General features: G+C 66.2%; 16 protein-coding genes. 15 read left to right on the forward strand and 1 reads right to left on the reverse strand.

Annotated elements, in window-relative coordinates:
• Window positions 1–24 precede the first annotated feature (24 nt).
• The 13 genes from AC1D00_RS00640 (at window position 25) to AC1D00_RS00700 (ending at window position 15,696) form a co-directional block, all read left to right on the forward strand.
• The gene (locus tag AC1D00_RS00640) at window positions 25–702 is read left to right on the forward strand and encodes a GntR family transcriptional regulator (RefSeq protein WP_477009317.1); all 678 of its coding nucleotides are present in this window, start codon (window positions 25–27) and stop codon (window positions 700–702) included.
• A gap of 68 nt (window positions 703–770) precedes the next feature.
• Window positions 771–1,550 (forward strand): SDR family oxidoreductase, encoded by a 780-nt coding sequence (locus tag AC1D00_RS00645; protein WP_477009318.1) that lies wholly within the window; start codon window positions 771–773, stop codon window positions 1,548–1,550.
• A 7-nt stretch (window positions 1,551–1,557) separates the two neighbouring features.
• Window positions 1,558–2,703, forward strand: coding sequence for a pyridoxal phosphate-dependent aminotransferase (locus tag AC1D00_RS00650; protein WP_477009319.1), 1,146 nt, complete (start codon window positions 1,558–1,560; stop codon window positions 2,701–2,703).
• Between the two features lie 11 nt (window positions 2,704–2,714).
• Window positions 2,715–3,596: an alpha/beta fold hydrolase gene (locus tag AC1D00_RS00655; RefSeq protein ID WP_477009320.1), complete on the forward strand. Its 882-nt coding sequence runs from the start codon at window positions 2,715–2,717 to the stop codon at window positions 3,594–3,596.
• Window positions 3,520–4,854, forward strand: coding sequence for a Zn-dependent hydrolase (locus AC1D00_RS00660; RefSeq protein ID WP_477009321.1), 1,335 nt, complete (start codon window positions 3,520–3,522; stop codon window positions 4,852–4,854). Before AC1D00_RS00655 ends, AC1D00_RS00660 begins: the two co-directional genes overlap by 77 nt.
• 8 nt (window positions 4,855–4,862) lie before the next feature.
• Entirely contained in the window at window positions 4,863–5,393 is a 531-nt protein-coding gene (locus tag AC1D00_RS00665) for a flavin reductase (RefSeq protein ID WP_477009322.1), read from the forward strand.
• A gap of 118 nt (window positions 5,394–5,511) precedes the next feature.
• A complete protein-coding gene (pdxR, locus tag AC1D00_RS00670; protein WP_477009323.1) occupies window positions 5,512–7,008 on the forward strand; it encodes a MocR-like pyridoxine biosynthesis transcription factor PdxR in 1,497 nt (498 codons plus the stop codon).
• A gap of 409 nt (window positions 7,009–7,417) precedes the next feature.
• On the forward strand, window positions 7,418–9,424 hold the full coding sequence (locus tag AC1D00_RS00675; RefSeq protein WP_477009324.1) for a hydantoinase/oxoprolinase family protein: 2,007 nt from the start codon (window positions 7,418–7,420) through the stop codon (window positions 9,422–9,424).
• Complete coding sequence (locus AC1D00_RS00680) at window positions 9,421–11,001, forward strand: hydantoinase B/oxoprolinase family protein (protein ID WP_477009325.1); 1,581 nt, start codon at window positions 9,421–9,423, stop codon at window positions 10,999–11,001. The genes AC1D00_RS00675 and AC1D00_RS00680 overlap by 4 nt, the downstream gene beginning before the upstream one ends.
• A 10-nt stretch (window positions 11,002–11,011) precedes the next feature.
• Complete coding sequence (locus AC1D00_RS00685; RefSeq protein WP_135172742.1) at window positions 11,012–12,307, forward strand: aminotransferase class III-fold pyridoxal phosphate-dependent enzyme; 1,296 nt, start codon at window positions 11,012–11,014, stop codon at window positions 12,305–12,307.
• The gene (locus AC1D00_RS00690) at window positions 12,304–13,986 is read left to right on the forward strand and encodes a long-chain-fatty-acid--CoA ligase (protein ID WP_477009326.1); all 1,683 of its coding nucleotides are present in this window, start codon (window positions 12,304–12,306) and stop codon (window positions 13,984–13,986) included. Before AC1D00_RS00685 ends, AC1D00_RS00690 begins: the two co-directional genes overlap by 4 nt.
• 103 nt (window positions 13,987–14,089) lie before the next feature.
• Complete coding sequence (locus AC1D00_RS00695; RefSeq protein ID WP_477009327.1) at window positions 14,090–15,022, forward strand: N-carbamoyl-D-amino-acid hydrolase; 933 nt, start codon at window positions 14,090–14,092, stop codon at window positions 15,020–15,022.
• A gap of 5 nt (window positions 15,023–15,027) precedes the next feature.
• The gene (locus AC1D00_RS00700; protein WP_404554613.1) at window positions 15,028–15,696 is read left to right on the forward strand and encodes a flavin reductase family protein; all 669 of its coding nucleotides are present in this window, start codon (window positions 15,028–15,030) and stop codon (window positions 15,694–15,696) included.
• On the opposite strand, the gene AC1D00_RS00705 is transcribed toward AC1D00_RS00700, so the two are convergent.
• A complete protein-coding gene (locus tag AC1D00_RS00705; protein ID WP_404554615.1) occupies window positions 15,693–16,355 on the reverse strand; it encodes an aspartate/glutamate racemase family protein in 663 nt (220 codons plus the stop codon). The two genes, AC1D00_RS00700 and AC1D00_RS00705, sit on opposite strands and share 4 nt — an antisense overlap.
• A 56-nt stretch (window positions 16,356–16,411) precedes the next feature.
• On the opposite strand from AC1D00_RS00705, the gene hydA reads away from it, so the two are divergent.
• Both hydA and AC1D00_RS00715 read left to right on the forward strand, forming a co-directional pair.
• Window positions 16,412–17,881, forward strand: coding sequence for a dihydropyrimidinase (gene hydA / locus AC1D00_RS00710; RefSeq protein ID WP_477009328.1), 1,470 nt, complete (start codon window positions 16,412–16,414; stop codon window positions 17,879–17,881).
• Window positions 17,882–17,897: 16 nt separating this feature from the next.
• The coding region (locus AC1D00_RS00715; protein ID WP_477009329.1) for an NAD-dependent epimerase/dehydratase family protein at window positions 17,898–18,869 on the forward strand (972 nt) is incomplete at its 3' end.

Below are 18,869 nucleotides of genomic sequence, written 5' to 3' on the forward strand. Positions count from 1 at the left end.
GGTGCACATACTGGAGGCAGACGCGTGAAAAATGGGCATGAAGCCTTGCCGGCCAGCCCGGGCATGACGCTCGCCGAGAGCCTGCGCCTGAAGCTCGAAGGGGCAATCGCGGCGGGGCATCTCGAGCCGGGCAGCCGGCTCGACGAGCAGGAGATCGCGCAGCGCTTCGGCGTCTCGCGCACGCCGGTGCGGGAGGCATTCCGCCTGATGGCCGCCAACAATCTGGTCGAGCTGCGCGGCCGGCAAGGGGCGACCGTCCGCAGCATCAAGGCGCAGGCGCTGATCGAGATGTTCCAGGTCATGGCGGAGCTGGAAGGGCTCTGCGCGCGGCTCGCCGCAAGGCGCGTTTCCCAGGCCTGGGGGGCTGAAATTGGCGAGATTCACCAGCGGCTTGTGACGGCGGGTGAAACCGGCGACATCGACGTTTTCTACGACATCAACCAGGAATTCCACGAGGCGATCTACGAGGCCTCGCGCAACACCTTCCTGGCCGAGCAGACCCGCAAGCTGCGCAACCAGGTGGCGGCGTATCGCCGCCGGGTGACGCGCATGCCGAACCGGATCGCCGACACCATCCGCGAGCACGAGGCGATCATGCAGGCGATCCTGGCGCATGATCCGGAGCGGGCGCACAGCTCCATGCGGGACCACGTCAACCTGCTCGGCGACAACCTTCTGGACTTCCTCGCCGCCTTCGAATGACCTCCGATGTCGCTTGGTATGCAAATTGCTAGACCTTGTATATCTAGCTTGCATCCTGGAGACCCGGAGTGGACCKGAAGCTGACGAACAAGACCGCCCTGATCACCGGCGCGTCGAAAGGAATTGGACTTGCGGTGGCCGAACTCTTCGCCGCGGAGGGCTGTCATTTGCATCTCGCCGCCCGCAACGGCGAGGCCATGCTCCAGGCCAAGCGCGATCTCGAAGCCGGCTTTGGCGTGAAGATCACCATCCACGCGCTCGACCTGTCGAGCACGGCTGCGATGGAGAAGCTCGCGGCCGAGGTCGGCGACATCGACATCCTCATCAACAATGCCGGCGACATCCCGGCCGGCTCGCTGGAAATCCTGGACGACGCGGCCTGGCGGCGCGGCTTCGATCTCAAGGTGTTCGGCTACATCACGCTGTCGCGTCTCTATTATCCGCGCATGAAGGGCAGGGACGGCGTCATCATCAACATCATCGGCAATTCCGGTGAGAACTGGGACGCGAGCTATATCGCGGGCTCGACCGGCAATGCGGCGCTGATGTCCTTCACCAAGGCGCTCGGCGGCCGCAGCCTCGATCACGGCGTGCGCGTCGTCGCGGTCAATCCGGGGCCGGTTGCCACCGACCGCATGCTCAAGATCATGAAGCGCAAGGCGATCGACATGCTCGGCGACGAAAGCCGCTGGGAAGAGTTGTTCGACAAATATCCCGGCAAGCGGCCGGCGACATCGGAGGAGGTCGCCGATCTCGTCGCCTTCCTGTCCTCGCCGAGGTCCGGCTACATCACCGGCACCGTGGTGACGATCGACGGCGGCATCGCCGCTCGCGGCTCGGTGATCTGAGGCGTCGATGTCGAAGCCTCAATCGGCGGCACTGGTCCGCAACCGCTATTTCGACGAGCTCTCGGCGACGCCGGGACTCTACTGGCTCGGCCAGAACACCAACCATGTCGAGAGCCACCCCGCCGTGCGCGAGGCGATGCTGCGCTCGATCGAGGCTGGCGAGTTCAACGCCTATGCCCCTCCGCTCGGCTTCGAGGCRCTGCGCGCTGCGATCGTGGCCGACCTCGGCACACCAGGCGCTGAGGCGCTGGTGACCGAGGGCGGCGTCAACGCGCTGGCGATGATCTGTCGCGCGCGCTGCAAGCCCGGCACGACGCTGGTGACGACCGATCCGACCTGGAAATGGCCGTGTCTGTTCGCGCGCCAGCAGGGCGCCGAGGTAATCGAGATTCCGATCTACGATCCGGCCTGCAACTACCGCCTGACGCCCGAGGCGTTGAAGGCGAATGTCGATGAGCGCACCGCGATCATCTACCTCGTCGATCCCAACAATCCGCTCGGCATCCGCTATACCCGCGAGGAGATCGAGAGTTTTGCGGCGATTGCGCGCGATTGCGGCGCGCTGCTGGTGCACGACTGCACCTACCGCGATTTCGCCGATGGCCACACGCCGGCGCTTCACGTGGCGCCGCAAGGCTCGGTCGTTTCGACCAGCTTTTCGAAATGGCTCGGGCTTGCCGGCCTCCGCATCGGTGCTCTGGTCGCTGCTCCCGATCTGTTCGAGGAACTGGCGCTGACGTCCACGAGCGTGCTCGGCGCGAGCGTCATCGCCCAGCGCGCGGCGCAGGCGGGGCTCTCCGTCAAGGCCGAATGGATGAAGAAGGTCCGAAGCACCGACCGGGCCAACAAGGCGATGATCCAGGAGGCGGCTGCGGCGATTGAAGGATTGGCGCTGCCGATCATGCCTTCGCACGGAAACTTTCTGGTGCTGGAGACGATCGCGGCGGGCATCCGTCCCGAGGCGCTGGTCGAGTGCTATCGCCGGCAAGGCATCATGATCCGCCAGGGCACGTATCACACGCAGCGCTTCGGCGACCGTTTCGTCAAGATCAGCACCTCCGTGCCGCAGGCGTGGGTCGAAAAGCTCTGCACGCTGCTGCCGGACATGGTTGCGCAAGCGCGCACGCTCAACGACCTGCCGGCGCAATTCTAGGGATGATGCCGATGACGATGATCTCCACCAAAGACGGTGTGAAGCTCCATGTGGAGGAGGCGGGCGAGGGCACGCCGATCCTCTTCATCCACGAATTCGGCGGCAATCACGAAAGCTGGGAGCCGCAGCTGCGTTATTTCAGCCGGCGCCACCGCTGCATCACCTACGCCGCGCGCGGCTATMCRCCGTCGGATGTGCCTGACAGCGTGGAGGCCTATTCGCAGGCGATCGCCGCTGACGATGCGGTCGCCGTGCTCGATGCGCTCCGAATCGAGAAGGCGCACATCGTCGGCCTGTCGATGGGCGGCTTCTGCACGGTGCATTTCGGCCTGCGCACGCCGGAACGCGCTTTGTCACTCACCGTGGCTGGCGCCGGCTATGGCTGTGAGAAGGAGTTCGAGGAGTATTTTCGCGGCGTCTCGCGCGAAGTCGCCGACAATTTCGAGAAACAGGGCGCGAAGGAATTCTCGAAGATCTATGCGCTTGGCGCGAGCCGCGTGCAGTTCCAGAACAAGGATCCGCGCGGCTGGCAGGAATTCGCCGATCGCCTCGCCACCCATTCCGATCGCGGCGCTGCCAACACCATGCGCGGCGTCCAGGCGCGGCGGCCGTCTTTCTACGATCTAGAGGACGGCTTGAAGAAGATGATGGTGCCGACGCTGGTCGTCGTCGGCGACGAGGACGATCATTGTCTGCAGCCCGGCATCTTCCTGAAGAAGACCATTCCGGCCTGCGGTCTCTCCGTCTTCCCCAAGACCGGCCACACGCTCAATCTGGAAGAGCCGGCGGCGTTCAACGCGCTGCTCGCGGAGTTCATTGCCCAGGTCGAGGCCGGGCGCTGGCTGCCGCGCGATCCGCGCGCGCTGCCGGGTCAGATCATGCGCACGAAGTAGGTCGATGGGATCGAGCACCTTGATCAACGCCGATCGGCTCTGGATCCGCCTGATGGCGCTCGCTGAGATCGGCGCGACGCCCGCCGGCGGGGTCAACCGTCAGGCACTGAGTGACGGCGAGATTGCCGCCTGGCGCCGCGTCATCGGCTGGGCATGCGAGGCGGGCCTGACGCCGTCGACGGATGCCGCGGGAAACCTGTTCCTGGCGTTGGCCGGGCGCGATCGCGCCGCGCCGCCGCTCCTGCTCGGCAGTCATCTCGACAGCCAGCCGACCGGTGGCAAATTCGACGGCGCGGCCGGTGTCATGGCGGCCTTGGAGGCGGCGGTCTCGCTCGCCGAGCAAGGTGACGTGCCGGCACGCGATGTCATCATCGTTGCCTGGATGAACGAGGAAGGCTCGCGCTTCGCCCCGGGCATGATGGGTTCGGAGGCCTTTACCGGCGAACGCGATATGGACGCCATCCGCGCCGCGCGCGATGCAGACGGCATCAGCGTCGGCGAAGCGCTCGCCAGCCTCCACCAGGCTTTTCCTGATCTGCCGCACCGGTCGCTCGGCTTTGCGGCCGGAGCCTATCTCGAATTGCACATCGAGCAAGGGCCGCTGCTGGAGGCGGCCGCGTGCACCATCGGTGTCGTCACTGGCATCCAGGGCAAGAAGACGTTTCAGGTGGTGGTCGAGGGCGCCGAGGGACACGCCGGCACGCTGGCGCAGCAGGACAGGCGGGATGCGCTCGCGGCCTTTGCGCGGATGGCGACCGCGCTCCATGCGGAGATCGGCACGGTCGATGCCGACATCAAGTTCACCATCGGCCGGGTCACCGTCACGCCGAATGCGCCGTCGGTGGTGCCTTCGCGCGTCAGCTTCAGCATCGATCTGCGCCATCCTGACAATGCGGTGCTCAATGCCGCTGGCGTGCGCATCGCTGCTCTTTGCCAGGAGAACGCCGCACCTTGCACGGTCACGGTGACGCCGCTCGTCGATGCGCCGTCAAACGCGTTCGATGCACGCCTGCGGGCAAGCATCGCGGAGGCCGCGCGAGAGCAGGGGCATCCTGCGATGGCCATCCTCTCGGCCGCCGGTCACGACGCCCGTCATCTCGCCAAGGTTTGCCCGGCCGCGATGATCTTCATCCCGTGCCGCGACGGCGCAAGCCATGTCGAGCACGAATGGGCTGAGCCAAATCATGTTGCCGCCGGCGCCTCCGTGTTGGCACAGGTGCTGCGCGAGCTCGCGTTTGCGCCTTGCATTGCGGCGTGAGGACGCCGATGCAGGACGTGGCCCCACAGGACTACCGCGATGCGATGGCCTGTCTCGGCGCGGCCGTCAACATCGTGACGACCGACGGCAGCGCCGGTCGCGCCGGATTCACCGCATCCGCGATTTGCAGCGTCACCGACGATCCGCCGACGCTTCTGGTCTGCATCAACCGCGCGTCCTCGGCCTATGCCAGCGTGACGCGCAACGAGGTGGTGTGCGTCAACGTGCTCGCGGCCCGGCACGAGCCGCTGTCCCGGCTGTTCGGCGGCAAGGTGCCCGCCGAGGAACGGTTTGCCGCGGCCGCGTGGTCGACACTCGCAACCGGTGCGCCGGTGCTGGCCGACTGCGCCGCGGCGTTCGACTGCCGGATTGCCGATATCGTCAATGTCGGCACGCATGACGTGCTGTTCTGCCGCGTCGTGGCCCTGCAACGATCCGGCTGCACCGACAATCTGATTTATTTCGGCCGCGCCTACCACACGATCGGGGTGACCGATCCGGCCGGGGCTGGACCCGAATCCGCTCTTGACGCATCCTGAGGGGACGCTGGCGGCCATCGCCGGCCGATCCAACAGCTGCCTCCATGTGATGGACAGAGAACGCCGCCCAAGCAAGCGCGTATCCCTTGCGGGGATGCATATCGACCGGAATTCGGCCGTGCCGCTGCACCTGCAGATCGCGGCCCACATCCGGGGCTGCATTCTGCGCGGCGTCTTTCCGGCCGGAACGCAATTTCTGGGATCGCGCGAGATCGCGCGGGAGTTGGGCTGCTCGCGCACGGTGGTGTTGACGGCGTGGGACCTGCTCTACGCCGAGGGCTATCTTGAATCGACCCCGCGCGGCAGCGTCATGGTGGCATCGGTCGCAACACCGCATGCGGAGCCGACGTCGGTCGCCTCGCCCGCGGCCGCGCCCGCCCATATGTCGAAGCGCTGGCAATCGCTGCTCGCCTTCGACTACGAGACCAACTGGCCGTCGGAGTTCAGTCCCGGCGCGCCCGATATTTCGACGTTTCCCTTCAAGGACTGGTCGCGTCTGCTGCGCCAGACCTGGCAAAATCCGCGCGAGCAGGAGTGCCTCGATCTTCCGCCCGAAGGTCATGCGCGGCTGCGCAGCGAGATCGCAAATTTCCTCGGCTCGGTGCGCGGCCTGGTCTGCTCGCCGGAGGAGGTTGTCGTCACGTCAGGCACGTCGGGCGCGCTCGACTTCTGTAGCCGAATGATCCTCGATCCCGGTGACGAGGTCTGGGTCGAGGAGCCCGGCTTTGTCGAGGCGCGATGGGCGCTCACGGCGGCCGGCGCAAAGCTCGTTCCGGTTCCGGTCGACGACAAGGGGCTGGTCGTCTCGGAAGGGATCAGGCGCGCGCCGGGGGCGCGGCTGATCGTGGTCACGCCATCGCATCAATACCCGCTCGGCGTCAGCATGGGCCTGGAGCGACGCCTCGAGCTGCTCGACTGGGCCAACAAGAACGATGTCTGGGTGATCGAGGACGACTACAATTCGGAGTTCAGGCATCAGGACAGCATGATCGCCTCCTTGCGGTCGCTCGATCGCGAGGGGCGGGTGATCTATTTCGGCACCTTTTCGAAGATCATGATGCCGGCCTTGCGGCTCGGCTACATCGTCGCCAACAGGCATTTCATCGACGGGTTTTCCCGGGGCCGCGCGCGGATCGACGTCCATACCTCCGGCGTCGGTCAGCTGGCGCTGGCCGAGTTCATGCGGGAGGGGCATCTGCTGCGACATCTGCGCGGGATGCGCCGGGTCTATGCCGTCAGGCGAAAGGCGTTGATCGACGCGATCGCCGCGCTGATGCCTGACGATCTGACCGTGTCCGCGGCGGTGACGGGACTGCATCTGGTGGCGCTGTTCACCGATACGATGCGGACGCGGATGAGTGACCGCGAGGCGGCCGCGGTCCTGAAGCAGGCCGGCATCCACGTGCAGCCACTGTCGCAGAATTTTCTGGCGCAGCCGACGCTGCAAGGCCTGGTGTTCGGATACGGGCGGCTGCGCGTCGAGGATGCATCTCCACTGCTCGCGAGAATCGCGGCTTGCATCGGCAGCGGACGCCGCAATGCACCATCCGACCCGGCCATCTCGTCTCTGACTGTTCGTACAATAAAGAGAGGCAGAGGCGACCGCCGTGCATAGCTCATAGGCAGGTGAATATCCCGCAGTGCCGTTCGATCGCCTGCAAATTAGACAGACGATTTTGAGCGCTCCGATTGCGGTGCAGCAGGCGCCATGAATTGTGCGGAGAAATCCGTGGTGCGCTGCACTTTTCTCGCGTGGAACAGTCCTCGTTCACGTGCACTCTCCGCGGGCAGCGTTGCACCAAAACGTGCAGCAGGTGGCGCGGTGCGCGGCGTCGCTCGCGCGCTGGTCTAGTGGTTTGCGACAACTCTGGCCCTATCCCGTGCCCATCGCTCTGTCGCACGCTCTCGGTCGGTGGCATGACAGGGGATGCATGATGAGCGCTCTGGTTTCGGCATTGGACGTTGCGATGAACGGCAAGGACCCGGCGTCCGGTTCGGACGTCACGCGTAGCTGATCGCTGCACATGAGCTCTTCCGAACATCACTGGGAAGTCGGCACCGATATCGGTGGCACCTTCACCGATATCATCGCGATCCGGCGTGGCTCGGAGGCACGGATCGCGAAGGTGCCGTCGCGCCCGCAGGCGCCCGTTCAGGCGATGCTCGAGGCCATCGAGGCGGTGGGCCTGCGCAAGAGCGAGGTCAAGCGCTTCGTCCACGGCACCACGCGCGTCACCAACGCCATCGTCGAGGGCCGGCTGCCGAAGGTGGCGTTGGTCGCGACCGAAGGCTTTGCCGATGTGCTGGAGATCGCGCGCTATCGTCGCCGCGATCTCTATCGTCTCGACATTCCGCCGAAATCGCCGCCCCTGGTGCCGCCCGAACGATGTTTCGGGCTCGCTGAGCGCCTCGATCACGAAGGCCGGGTTCTGAAGGCGCTGGAGGAATCGGAGATCGATCGTCTGGTGGCGTGGCTGAAAGGGACCGGCGTTCAGAGCGTCGCGGTGGCCTTGCTGCACGCCTACGCCAACCCTGTGCACGAAAAGATGCTTGGCGAGCGTCTCAAGGATGTCGTCGCCCACGTCTCGCTCTCGCACGAGGTCAATCCCGAGGCGCGCGAATACGAGCGGACCTCGGCAACCGTGTTCAACGCGGCCGCGATGCCGATCGCGGTGGAATATCTGAGCGAGCTGGAACAGCGGCTGCCGATCGGCCCCGGCTTGCAGGTGTTCCATTCGGCCGGCGCCATGATCCCGATTTCGGCGGTGAAGCGGCGGCCGCTGGTGATGGCGATGTCGGGCCCCGCGGCTGGCGTTTCGGCCTCCGTCAGCATCGCGCGTCAGCTCGGCACGTCTCGCATGCTGACCTTCGACATGGGCGGCACCACGACCGACGTCTGCCTGATCGTGGACGGCCAGGCCGAGATGACCGACGGCCGCATGCTCGGCGACAAGCCGCTGCGCCAGCCGATGCTCGCGGTTCATTCCATCGGTGCCGGCGGTGGATCGATCGTGCGCAACGGTCCGGGCGGCCTGACGGTTGGACCGGAGAGCGCAGGCTCCGAGCCGGGGCCGGCCTGCTACGGCCGTGGTGGCACCGAGCCGACGATCACGGATGCCAACGCGGTGCTCGGCTATCTCAATCCCGAAACAAAACTCGGCGACCGCATCGGGATCGACATCAAGGCCGCGGCTGATGTCATCGCCCCGATCGCCCGCGCACTTGGATTGAGCCTGACCGAGACGGCGCTCGGCATCATCAAGGTCGCGAACGCCACGATGGCCCGCGCGCTCCGCCGCGTCACGGTCGAGCGCGGCATCGACGGGCGCGATTGCACGCTGCTCGCCTTCGGCGGCGGCGGACCGATGCATGCCGCGGGCCTTGCCGATCTCTACGGGATTGCAGCCGTCGTCGTGCCCAGCGCATCGAGTGCGTTCTCGGCGCTGGGCTGCCTCACCGCCGATTTCAGCTTCCTCCAGCAGCAGACCTTTCGCGCGGCACTCGATGGCATTGATCTCGCGCGCGTGTCGGAACGGATCGGGACGTTGATCGCCGATGCCTCGGCGCCGCTCATTGCCAACGGCGTTGCGCAGGCGGAGATCCAGGTCGAGCTGGTGGCCTTGATGCGCTACGCGGCGCAGAACGACGCCATTCCGGTGCCGTTCGCATTGCCGCTCGACGTCGGCAGGCTCAAGAAGGACTTTTTGGTGCGGCATCACGAGCTCTTCGGCTACGCGACGAGCGAGCCCTGCGTCATCGAATCCGTGCGTGTGCAGGCGCGTCGTCCGTCGACGACCGTTGTCAGCCGGCCGGCGACCGCGACCCGCGCAGTGTCCACCGGTCAGCGTACCTGCTCGTTCGACGGTTTCCACGACATCGCAACCGCGATCATTGACCGCGCCGCAATGACCGACATCGTCAGCGGTCCCGCCATCATCGAAGACGCCTGGTCCACTGTGGTGGTACCGCCCGGCTGGCAGGCGCGGCCCGATGCAACCGGCAATCTGTTCCTGACGCGGGGGGCGGCATGAAGCTCGATCCGTTCGTCGTCGAAGTCATCAGGCACGGGCTTTCCGCCGCCGCCGAAGAGATGAGCCTGGTGATGACGCGCTCGGCGCGTTCGCCGCTGCTGCGCGAGGCCGGYGATCTGTCGTCGGCGATCACGGACGGCCGCGGCGGTCTGGTCGGGCAGGGCCGCGACATCCCGATCCACCTCGGTGCAATGGCCTACACCGTTCCGGAGCTTCTGAAGGTCGTGCCGATCGAGACCCTGAACGACGGCGACGTGCTGATCTACAATGTCGGCGCGCTCGGCGGCAATCATCTCAACGACGTCAAGGTCGTGCGTCCCGTCTTCGTCGACGGCGAGATCGTGGCGTTCGCGGTCAGCCTCGCGCACTGGCCCGATATCGGCGGCACCTGGCCCGGCAGCTATTTCGCAAAAGCCATCGACACGTTCCAGGAGGCGATGCGCATTCCGCCGGTGCTGATTGCGACTGCGGCCGGCGTCAACGCCCCGATCGTGCAGCTGCTCAAGGCCAACGTTCGCGACCCCGAGTCCTGCGAGGGCGATCTGCTCGCCCAGATCGCGGCGACCAAGGCGGGCGAGCGCCGCATCGTCGAGCTCTGCCGCGAGCACGGCAAGGCGGTCTTCACGGCGACGCAGTCGCGCCTGCACGATCTCTCCGAGATCGAGATGCGCGAGGCGCTGCGCGCGCTGCCGGATGGCGTCTACGAAGGCGAGGATTACCTCGACGACGGCGGCGTCAACAACGCGCCGGCGCGGATCCACGTCAAGATCACCATCGCAGGCGACGAGGCAACCTTCGACCTGTCAGGAAGCTGCGACCGCGTCTCGAACTTCTGCAACACGACGCCGTTCATGGCGCGCTCGGCTGTCGCTTATGCCGCGCGCATCATGAGCGGGCGCGACATGCACCAGAATGCGGGCGCGCTCCGCCCGCTGACCATCATCACGCGCCCGGGCTCGATCCTGGAGCCGGGCTGGATGGCGTCCGTTGCCGCCGGCAACCACGAGACGTCCATGCGCATCGTCGATGCGATCTTCCGCGCCATGCAGCACACGATCCCCGAACGCCTGTCGGCGGGCGGGGCGACCACCGCGGGCGTGCTGTTCTTTGCCGAGCCGCGGCCGAACGGTTCCTGGAAGATGCTCTACGAGGTCCATGGCGGCGGCGAAGGCGCGCGGCATGATCGGGCCGGCATCTCGGCAACCCGGGTGCATCTGTCCAACACCTCGAACACGCCGGTCGAGGTGATCGAGGCGAGCTACGCGATCCGCCTCGAGCAGCAGGCCATTCGCCGGCGGTCCGGCGGCGCGGGGGCTCATCGCGGCGGTGACGGCTCCGTCCGCACCTATCGCATCCTCGCACCCTCGATGCACCTGACCACCTGCATCGAACGCATGGTGATTGCACCGTTCGGCATGCAGGGCGGCGAGGCCGGCAAGGCCTGCCGCATCTCGCTGCTCCGGCAGGGCGCAAACGTTGCGATCGACGGCAAATCAAATCTTGTGTTGCAGCAGGACGATCTCGTCACGATCGAGATGTGCGGCGGCGGTGGCTACGGCGCCGCGGCCGCGGAGTGAGGGGATTGCGATGAGCAGATTGTTGCGAACCGGGCTGAATGCGGGCGACAGCGCGCCGATGGCCGTGGTCGGCGGTGAGGGCGTCTACTTTCACCTCGCGGACGGTCGCAAGCTCATCGACGGCAGCAACACCGGCGGCGGTCTCGGGCATCGTCATCCCGCGATGGTGGAGGCGATCCGCCGTGCAGCCGATACGCCGGTCGTGAACGAAGGGTGGACCTGGGTCGGCCGTGAGCAGGCCGCGGACGACCTGATGGCCACCGCGTTCAGGGGTGAAGAGGATTGGGTCGGCGCGGTCCGCTTCTGCATCAGCGGCAGTGAGGCCAACGACATGGCGCTCTCGCTGTGCCAGGCGCTGACGCAACGTTCGGCACTGGCAACGCGCGAACGCGCCTATCACGGCATCACCGGCCTGTCGCGCAGCATGACGGTGCAGCCGCAATGGCATGGCGGGCTCGCGGTGCACTCAGGCGGCTCGCAGCTGCCGGCACCGATGGCGCCGGTACGGATTTTGCCAGCGCCTGATGGCGCGATCTACGGCGCGCCGGCCAACAATGCGCCGCCGAGCGAATATCTCGCGGATGCCCCGCGCCTGCTCTCCGACACGGCGGCGACGATCATCGATTACACCCAAGGCGGCATCTATTACGACGGCGCCTATCAGGACGAGGTGGCGCGCTGCGCGCGGCAGGCCGGCTCGTATTGGATCGCGGACGAGGTCGTGACCGGCGCGGGGCGCGCGGGACGCTGGTTCGCATTTCAGGGCGCCGAAAGCCGCCCCGACATCGTCACACTTGGAAAGTCGCTCGGCGGCGGCGCGGCGGCGGTGGCCGCGGTCGTGGTGTCGAAAGATATCGTCGAGCGCCTGAAGGGCACGAGCTGGCAGAATTACGGCACGCTGCGCGGTCATCCCATCAGCATGGCCGCCGTCAGCGCCTATCTGAAGGTCGTCAGCGACGACAGGATTTTGGATCATGTAGCGAGCCTCGAAAAGCTGTTCACCCGTCGCCTGCTCGCGATCGCGCAGAAACATCCGAGCGTGCAGCGCGTGGCGGGGCAGGGACTACACTGGACGGTCGAGCTGCACGGTCCGGATTGGCGCACCTGGCATGCCGACACCACGGAGGTGCCGATCGCCTCGCGCGTGGCGGAGCGAGCGCTGGAGGCCGGCGCGGTGATCGGCACCAGCGGCGAGCAGACCTCACTGTTCCTGGCGCCGCCGCTGGTCATCTCCGAGCGCGAGGCTACGCTGCTGCTCGACGCGCTCGACCACGGCCTCGATATTGCCGACGAGGAGCACGGGTGAGCGCGGACCAGGCAACACCCCATCGCTCGCCGGCCTGGCCGGCGGATGAGCCCTGGCATCTCGCGATGCCGGAGGGGACGCTTTACGACGCGCTGGCGCGCGCGGCGAACGACCGGCCGTCGCATCCGGCGACGGTGTTTTACGGTGCAAGCCTGAGCTACGCCGAGCTGCGCGAGCGCGTCGACGCTATGGCGGGTTTCCTGCGGAGTGCTTGCGGTGTGAAGCGCGGCGACCGCGTCATGATCGCGCTGCAGAACTCGCCGCAATATGTCATGGCCTACTACGCGGTGATGCGGGCGGACGCCGTGATCGTGCCCGTCAACCCCATGAGCAGGACCGCCGAGATCGCGTATTTGGCATCGGACAGCGGCGCCAGGGTCGCGATCATCGGCAGCGAGCTGAACGAAACATTTGCGCCGCTGGTGGGCGATGCCATCGCGCATGCGATCGTCGCGCAGTATCGCGACGAGGTTCCGGTCGCGACCCCCTATACGCTGCCGTCCTGCGTGACCGAAGCGCCGGCGGAGGTACCATCGTCGCCGGGCTGGCATTCCTGGTTATCCGTAATCGCGCAAGGCTTGCGTCCCGCTGCAATGACCCCGGGCCCGGACGATCTCATGATCCTGCCCTATACGTCGGGCACGACAGGCAAGCCCAAGGCCTGCATGCATAGCCATCGCAGCGCGCTCTTCACGGCCGTGCTGCAGGCGCGCTGGTATGGGCTCGGTGGCGGCGACGTGATGACCGGTTTCATGCCGCTGTTCCACGTCGCGGGCATGCAGGGCTCGATGAATGCGGCTGTGGTGACGGGCGCCACGCTGTTGCTGATGGCGCGATGGGACAAGGATCTGCTGCCCGATCTGTTCGAGACCTATGCCGTGACGTTCTGGAACGCAGCCCCGACCATGATCGTCGACGTCCTCGCAAGCGCCCGGTTCCGCGACCGGTGTTTTGCGAAGCTGAAGGTGCTGACCGGCGGCGGCGCTGCGATGCCGGCGGCGGTGGCCGAGCGGCTGAAGGGACGCTTCGGTCTCGATTTCGTCGAGGGCTACGGCATGACCGAGACCATGTCGCCGACGCACCTCAACCCGATGGCGGCGCCGAAGCGGCAGTGCCTCGGCATCGCCGTGCAGGAGACGGATGCAAGGATCGTCGACCCCGAGAGCCTGATCGAGCTGGACGACAACGTGGTCGGTGAGATCGTCGTGCACGGGCCGCAGGTGCTGCAAGGCTACTGGAACAGCCCGCAGGCCGACGCTGAGGCGTTCATCGAACTCGCCGGCAAACGGTTCCTGCGCACGGGCGATCTCGGCTATCGCGATGCCGACGGCTATTTCTTTGCGGTGGACCGCCTCAAGCGGATGATCAATGTCAGCGGCTTCAAGGTGTGGCCGGCCGAGGTGGAGGCCGCGATGTACCAGAACCGCGCCATCCGGGAATGCTGCATCGTCTCGGCGCCGGACGATTATCGCGGCGAGACCGTCAAGGCCCTGGTGGTGCTGGACGAGGCGGCGCGCGCGACGACATCGGCGGACGATATCGTCGGCTGGGCCCGCAACACGATGGCGAGCTACAAGGTGCCGCGCGCCGTGGTCTTTGTCGATTCCCTGCCGCGCACCGCAAGCAACAAGATCAACTGGCGGCTTTTGCAGGACGCCGAATGGGGGCGGACCATATGAGGTGCGCCCGGCTGGAAAAGCGGTGCGCGGCTGCGTTATGCTGCAGGCGCCGGACAATCACTGAAGCTGCGGCTTCTCCCAAGAGATCACCAGGAATTCGCTGATGCGCATCGTCAATGTCGCCGCCGCCCAGATGGGCCCGATCCAGAAAGCCGACAGCCGCGAGGCCGTGGTCAAGCGCATGATCGCGCTGATGGACGAAGCCAAGGCCAAGGGCGCCGACCTGATCGTCTATCCGGAACTGGCGCTGACGACGTTCTTCCCGCGCTGGTACGTGGAGGACCGGGCCGAGTTCGACAACTGGTTCGAGCGCGAGATGCCGAGCGCGGCGACGAAACCGCTGTTCGAGCGCGCGGCGCAGCACCAGATGGCGATGAATTTCGGCTATGCGGAGCTGACGCCCGACGGCCATCACTTCAACACCGCTGTTCTCACCGACAAGTCTGGCAAGATCGTCGGCAAATATCGCAAGGTCCATCTGCCGGGCCACGTGGAATACGACACCAAGCGCTCCCACCAGCACCTGGAGAAGCGCTATTTCGAGCCGGGCGATCTCGGCTTCAAGGTCTGGCGCGAGCTGGGCGGCATCATCGGCATGGCCATCTGCAACGACCGGCGCTGGCCCGAGACCTATCGCGTGATGGGCCTGCAGGGCGTCGAGATGGTGCTGATCGGCTACAACACACCGTCCGTGAATGCGGAGAAGAGCGAGGAGGGCATCGAGAAGCGCCTGTTTCACAATCGCCTCTCGGTGCAGGCCGGCGCCTATCAGAATTCAACCTGGGTGGTCGCGGTCGGCAAGGCCGGCGTCGAGGACGGGCATCCGCTGTTCGGCGGCAGCCTGATCGTCGATCCCAATGGCGAGATCGTCGCGGAGGCCAGGACGGAGGACGACGAGGTTCTGGTTCACGCTTGCGATCTCGATGCCACCATTTTCGGCAAGACCACGATCTTCGATTTTGCCCGGCATCGCCGTATCGAGCATTACGGCCTGATCACCAGCCAAACCGGCGCGGTGCCGCCGCCGGAGAAGTGACGCCGATGGCAGGCAAGGACTCATCGGGCGTTCCCCTGCGCGAGCTCGATCCCCGCGACCGCTACAAGCTGCTCTGCGGCGTGGTGGTGCCGCGGCCGATCGCGCTGGTGACGACGCTGGACGAGAACGGGGCGGTCAATGCCGCCCCCTTCAGCTTCTTCAACGTCTTCTCCGAGAGTCCCGCCCTGATCGTGCTGGGGCTTCAGCACAAGCCGGATCACAGCCCGAAGGACACGACCCGCAACATCCATCGCGACGGCGAGTTCGTGGTTCACATGGTGGACGAGGCGCTGTCGGTGGCGATGAACGACTGCGCGGTCGATTTTCCCTCCGGCGACAGCGAGGTCGCCGCGACCGGGCTTGCCACGCTACCCTCGGTCGACGTGAAGGTGCCGCGCCTTGCTGCAGCCCCCTTCGCGCTGGAATGCCGTCGCCACGTCGTGATGACCTTCTCGCCCGATCGCGAGCTGCTGGTCGGCGAGGTGCTCAGGATTCACGCCCGCGAAGGCCTCGTCGATAAGGCCAACATGTATGTCGATCTCGACGCTTACCGGCCGATCGGCCGCATGTTCGGCAATCTCTACACGACGCAGCGGGACACGTTTGCGCTGGTGCGCGAGAGCCATGCGCAATGGCTCGCGCGGCAGGACGCCAAAGAGCTGAAGGACGCCTAGTGAGCCGAGAACTGCACCGTACCCAGTGCCATGGTGACGGCCGCCTGTGTCGGGTCGATCACGGGAATACGAAGCGCGTCTTCCAGCGGGCGGCGGTGGCGGGCCATGCCGGCGCAGCCCATCACGATGGCGCGGGCGCCGTCCTCGTCGCGCAGTGCGCGGCCGATATCGATCATCTTCGCCAAAGTGCCTTCGCCCGAGGCGGTTTCCGCAACGCTCATGTTGAGCGGCCGTTCGCCGGCGAGGCGGTCGGTCAGGCCCATCTGCCTGAGATAGCGCATGTGTCGGGGGATCGAGCGCTGGGCAATGGCGATGACGCCAAACGTCTCGGCGCGCGCCAGCGCCGTCAGCACGCCGCACTCGGCGATGCCGAACACCGGCCGGTCGGTGCCCTCGCGGCAGACCTGAAGACCGGGATCGCTATAGCAGGCGATGACGAAGGCAGCCGAGCTGTTGTCGCTTTCCACCAGCCGGCGCAGCGGCATCGCGACGCTGTCGACGTCGGCCTGGCTTTCAATGCCGAATGGACCCTCGGCCAGGCTCTGGCAGACCAGTTCCGGCCCGCGCTCGAAGTCGAGCGGCCTCAAGGCATCCTCCAGCCCTTGCGTCACCGCGGGATTGGAGTTCGGATTGATGACGAGAATGCGCGGCCGGGACATGCTGGTCTTCCTGCGAAATGGCGATCACCTGGCTTTAGGCTATCACGGAGTGCCTCATGACTGAACCCACCTACGACCTGATCATTCGCGGCGGCCGCGTCGCCACCACGACCGATGTGTTTGAGGCCGACGTCGCCATCTCCGGCGAGACCATCGCAGCCGTCGGTCGCGGCCTTCCGCCCGCCAAGCGCGAGATCGACGCGCGCGGCAAGCTGGTGCTGCCCGGCGGCGTCGACAGCCACGCCCATATCGAGCAATTGTCCGCGGCCGGCATCATGAATGCCGATACGTTCGAGAGTGCGACCGTCTCCGCCGCGTTCGGCGGCACCACCACGGTGATCCCGTTCGCAGCCCAGCATGTCGGCATGAAGCTGCCGCAGGTGGTGGAGGACTATCACGCGCTGGCGAAGAAGGGCGCGGTAATCGACTACGCCTTCCACATGATCATTGCGGACGCGACCAGGGAGACGGTCGAGGAGCACATTCCGGCACTGGTGAAGCAGGGGCATGCCTCGATCAAGATCTTCATGACCTACGACCGGCTCAAGGTCGACGACGAGCCGCTGCTCGACATCCTGCTCGCTGCGCGGCAGTCCGGCGCGATGCTGTGCGCGCACGCCGAAAACCACGGCATCATCGCCTGGATGGTGAAGCGCCTGCTCGCGCGCGGCTACACGATGCCGAAATACCACGCCGTCAGCCACGCCCGCGTGTCGGAAGCCGAAGCCTTCGCCCGCCTGATCGGCATGGCGGCGCTGATCGACCAGCCGATCATGATCTTCCRTGTCTCGACCGCCGAAGGCGCCAAGGTGATCCGCGACTCGCGCGGGCAGGGGCTCAAGGTTTTTGCCGAGACCTGCCCGCAATATCTGTTCCTCACCGCCGCCGATCTCGACAAGCCCGGCGCGGACGGCGCCAAATGGATGTGCAGCCCGCCGCCGCGCACGCATGCCGACCAGGAGGCGCTGTGGCAGGCGCTGTCGCTCGGCGATCTCCAGACCATCTCGTCGGATCACGCGCCGTATCGCTTTGACGAGACCGGCAAGCTGCGCGCCGGCCCCAATCCCAACTTCAAGCAGGTCGCCAACGGCCTGCCGGGGCTGGAGCTGAGGCTGCCGCTCTTGTTCGACGCGATGGTGTCGAAGGGACGCTTGGGCCTGGAAAAGTTCGTCGAGTTGACCGCGACGGCACCGGCCAAGATCTACAATCTGCATCCGCGCAAGGGCTCGATCGCTGTTGGCGCAGACGCCGATATCGCGATCTGGGATCCCAACCGCGAGACCACGATCGCCGACGAGATGATGCACGATCTTGCCGGCTACACGCCGTTTGCGGGGCGGAAGCTCAAGGGCTGGCCGGTGTCGGTGCTCTCGCGCGGCCGCGTCATCGTCGACGGCAATAAGTGCCTGGCGAGCGCCGGCAGCGGCAAGTTCCTCGCACGCAGCGGCGGCGAGGCGGCCAGGTCCACCGGCCGGCTCGTCGCCGACATGGATCCGGAACGGAATTTTGGAGCAAAGCTGCTGTGACGGTGGAACGCTCCCGATGAAGATCGTCATCTTCGGCGGCACCGGCTTTGTCGGCCTCAATCTCGCCGAGGTGTTGCTCGCGCGCGGCCATGACGTGACATTGTATGATCGCGCAGAGCTGCCGCCATCCGCGCAGCGATCTCTTGCCGACTACGGCGCACGGCTCAAAGCCGTGCAGGGCGATATCACCGACGCAGCCACCATCGACCCCCTCATCGCCGGTGGCTGCGACGCGATTGTGCTCGGCGCGGCGGTCACCGCCGGGGACGAGCTCGAGCGGGTGTCGACCGCGCGCGTGCTCGAAATCAATGTGATGGCGCAGATCCCGATCCTGCTCTCCGCGATCCGTCATGGCGTTCGCCGCGTCGTCAATCTGTCGTCGGCATCGGCCTACGGCGCCGCCGGTGCACGGGTCGGTATTCTGGACGAGGAGACGCCTTGCGATCCGGTCTCGTTCTACGCCATCAGCAAGTTCACTTCGGAACGATCAGTCGCCCGCCACGCCGAACTCTTTGGCGGCGATTTCCTGAGCGTACGCCTGAGCGCCTTGTTCGGTCCGTGGGAGAAACCCAGCTCGGTGCGCGATACGCCGAGCCTCCAGTTCCAGATTCTGGCTGCGCTCGCCCGCGGCGAGTCGGCCCTTCTGCCTGCGCCGGGGATCAAGGATTGGACCTACGCGCCGGACGCTGCCGAAGCCGTGGCACTGCTCATCGAAGCCGAGCGGCCGTGCCACCGGCTCTACAACATCTCCAGCGGCACGGCCTGGTCCGCGCTGCAATGGGGCGAGGCCTTTGCGGCCCTGCATCCCGGGCTGGAGTGTCGGCTCGCGTCTCCCGGAGAGAAGACCTTCATCAAGCTTCACGGTGGAGATCGTGCGCCGATGTCGGTCAAGCGGATGGCGGATGAGTTCGGCTGGCGCGCCCGGTTCGGCTGCGCGGAGTCGGCCGCTGCGATGAGCGCTTGGTGGATGCAGCACAAGGAAGGGATC

This window comes from Bradyrhizobium sp. P2_E8, assembly GCF_056403875.1.

Excerpts from the sequence above, each read along its gene's own strand:
- AC1D00_RS00700 (WP_404554613.1), top strand. The coding sequence starts at position 15,028 with ATGGCAGGCAAGGACTCATCGGGCGTTCCCCTGCGCGAGCTCGATCCC.
- AC1D00_RS00665 (WP_477009322.1), top strand. The coding sequence starts at position 4,863 with ATGCAGGACGTGGCCCCACAGGACTACCGCGATGCGATGGCCTGTCTC.
- AC1D00_RS00675 (WP_477009324.1), top strand. The coding sequence starts at position 7,418 with ATGAGCTCTTCCGAACATCACTGGGAAGTCGGCACCGATATCGGTGGC.
- AC1D00_RS00695 (WP_477009327.1), top strand. The coding sequence starts at position 14,090 with ATGCGCATCGTCAATGTCGCCGCCGCCCAGATGGGCCCGATCCAGAAA.
- AC1D00_RS00705 (WP_404554615.1), bottom strand. The coding sequence starts at position 16,355 with ATGTCCCGGCCGCGCATTCTCGTCATCAATCCGAACTCCAATCCCGCG.
- AC1D00_RS00685 (WP_135172742.1), top strand. The coding sequence starts at position 11,012 with ATGAGCAGATTGTTGCGAACCGGGCTGAATGCGGGCGACAGCGCGCCG.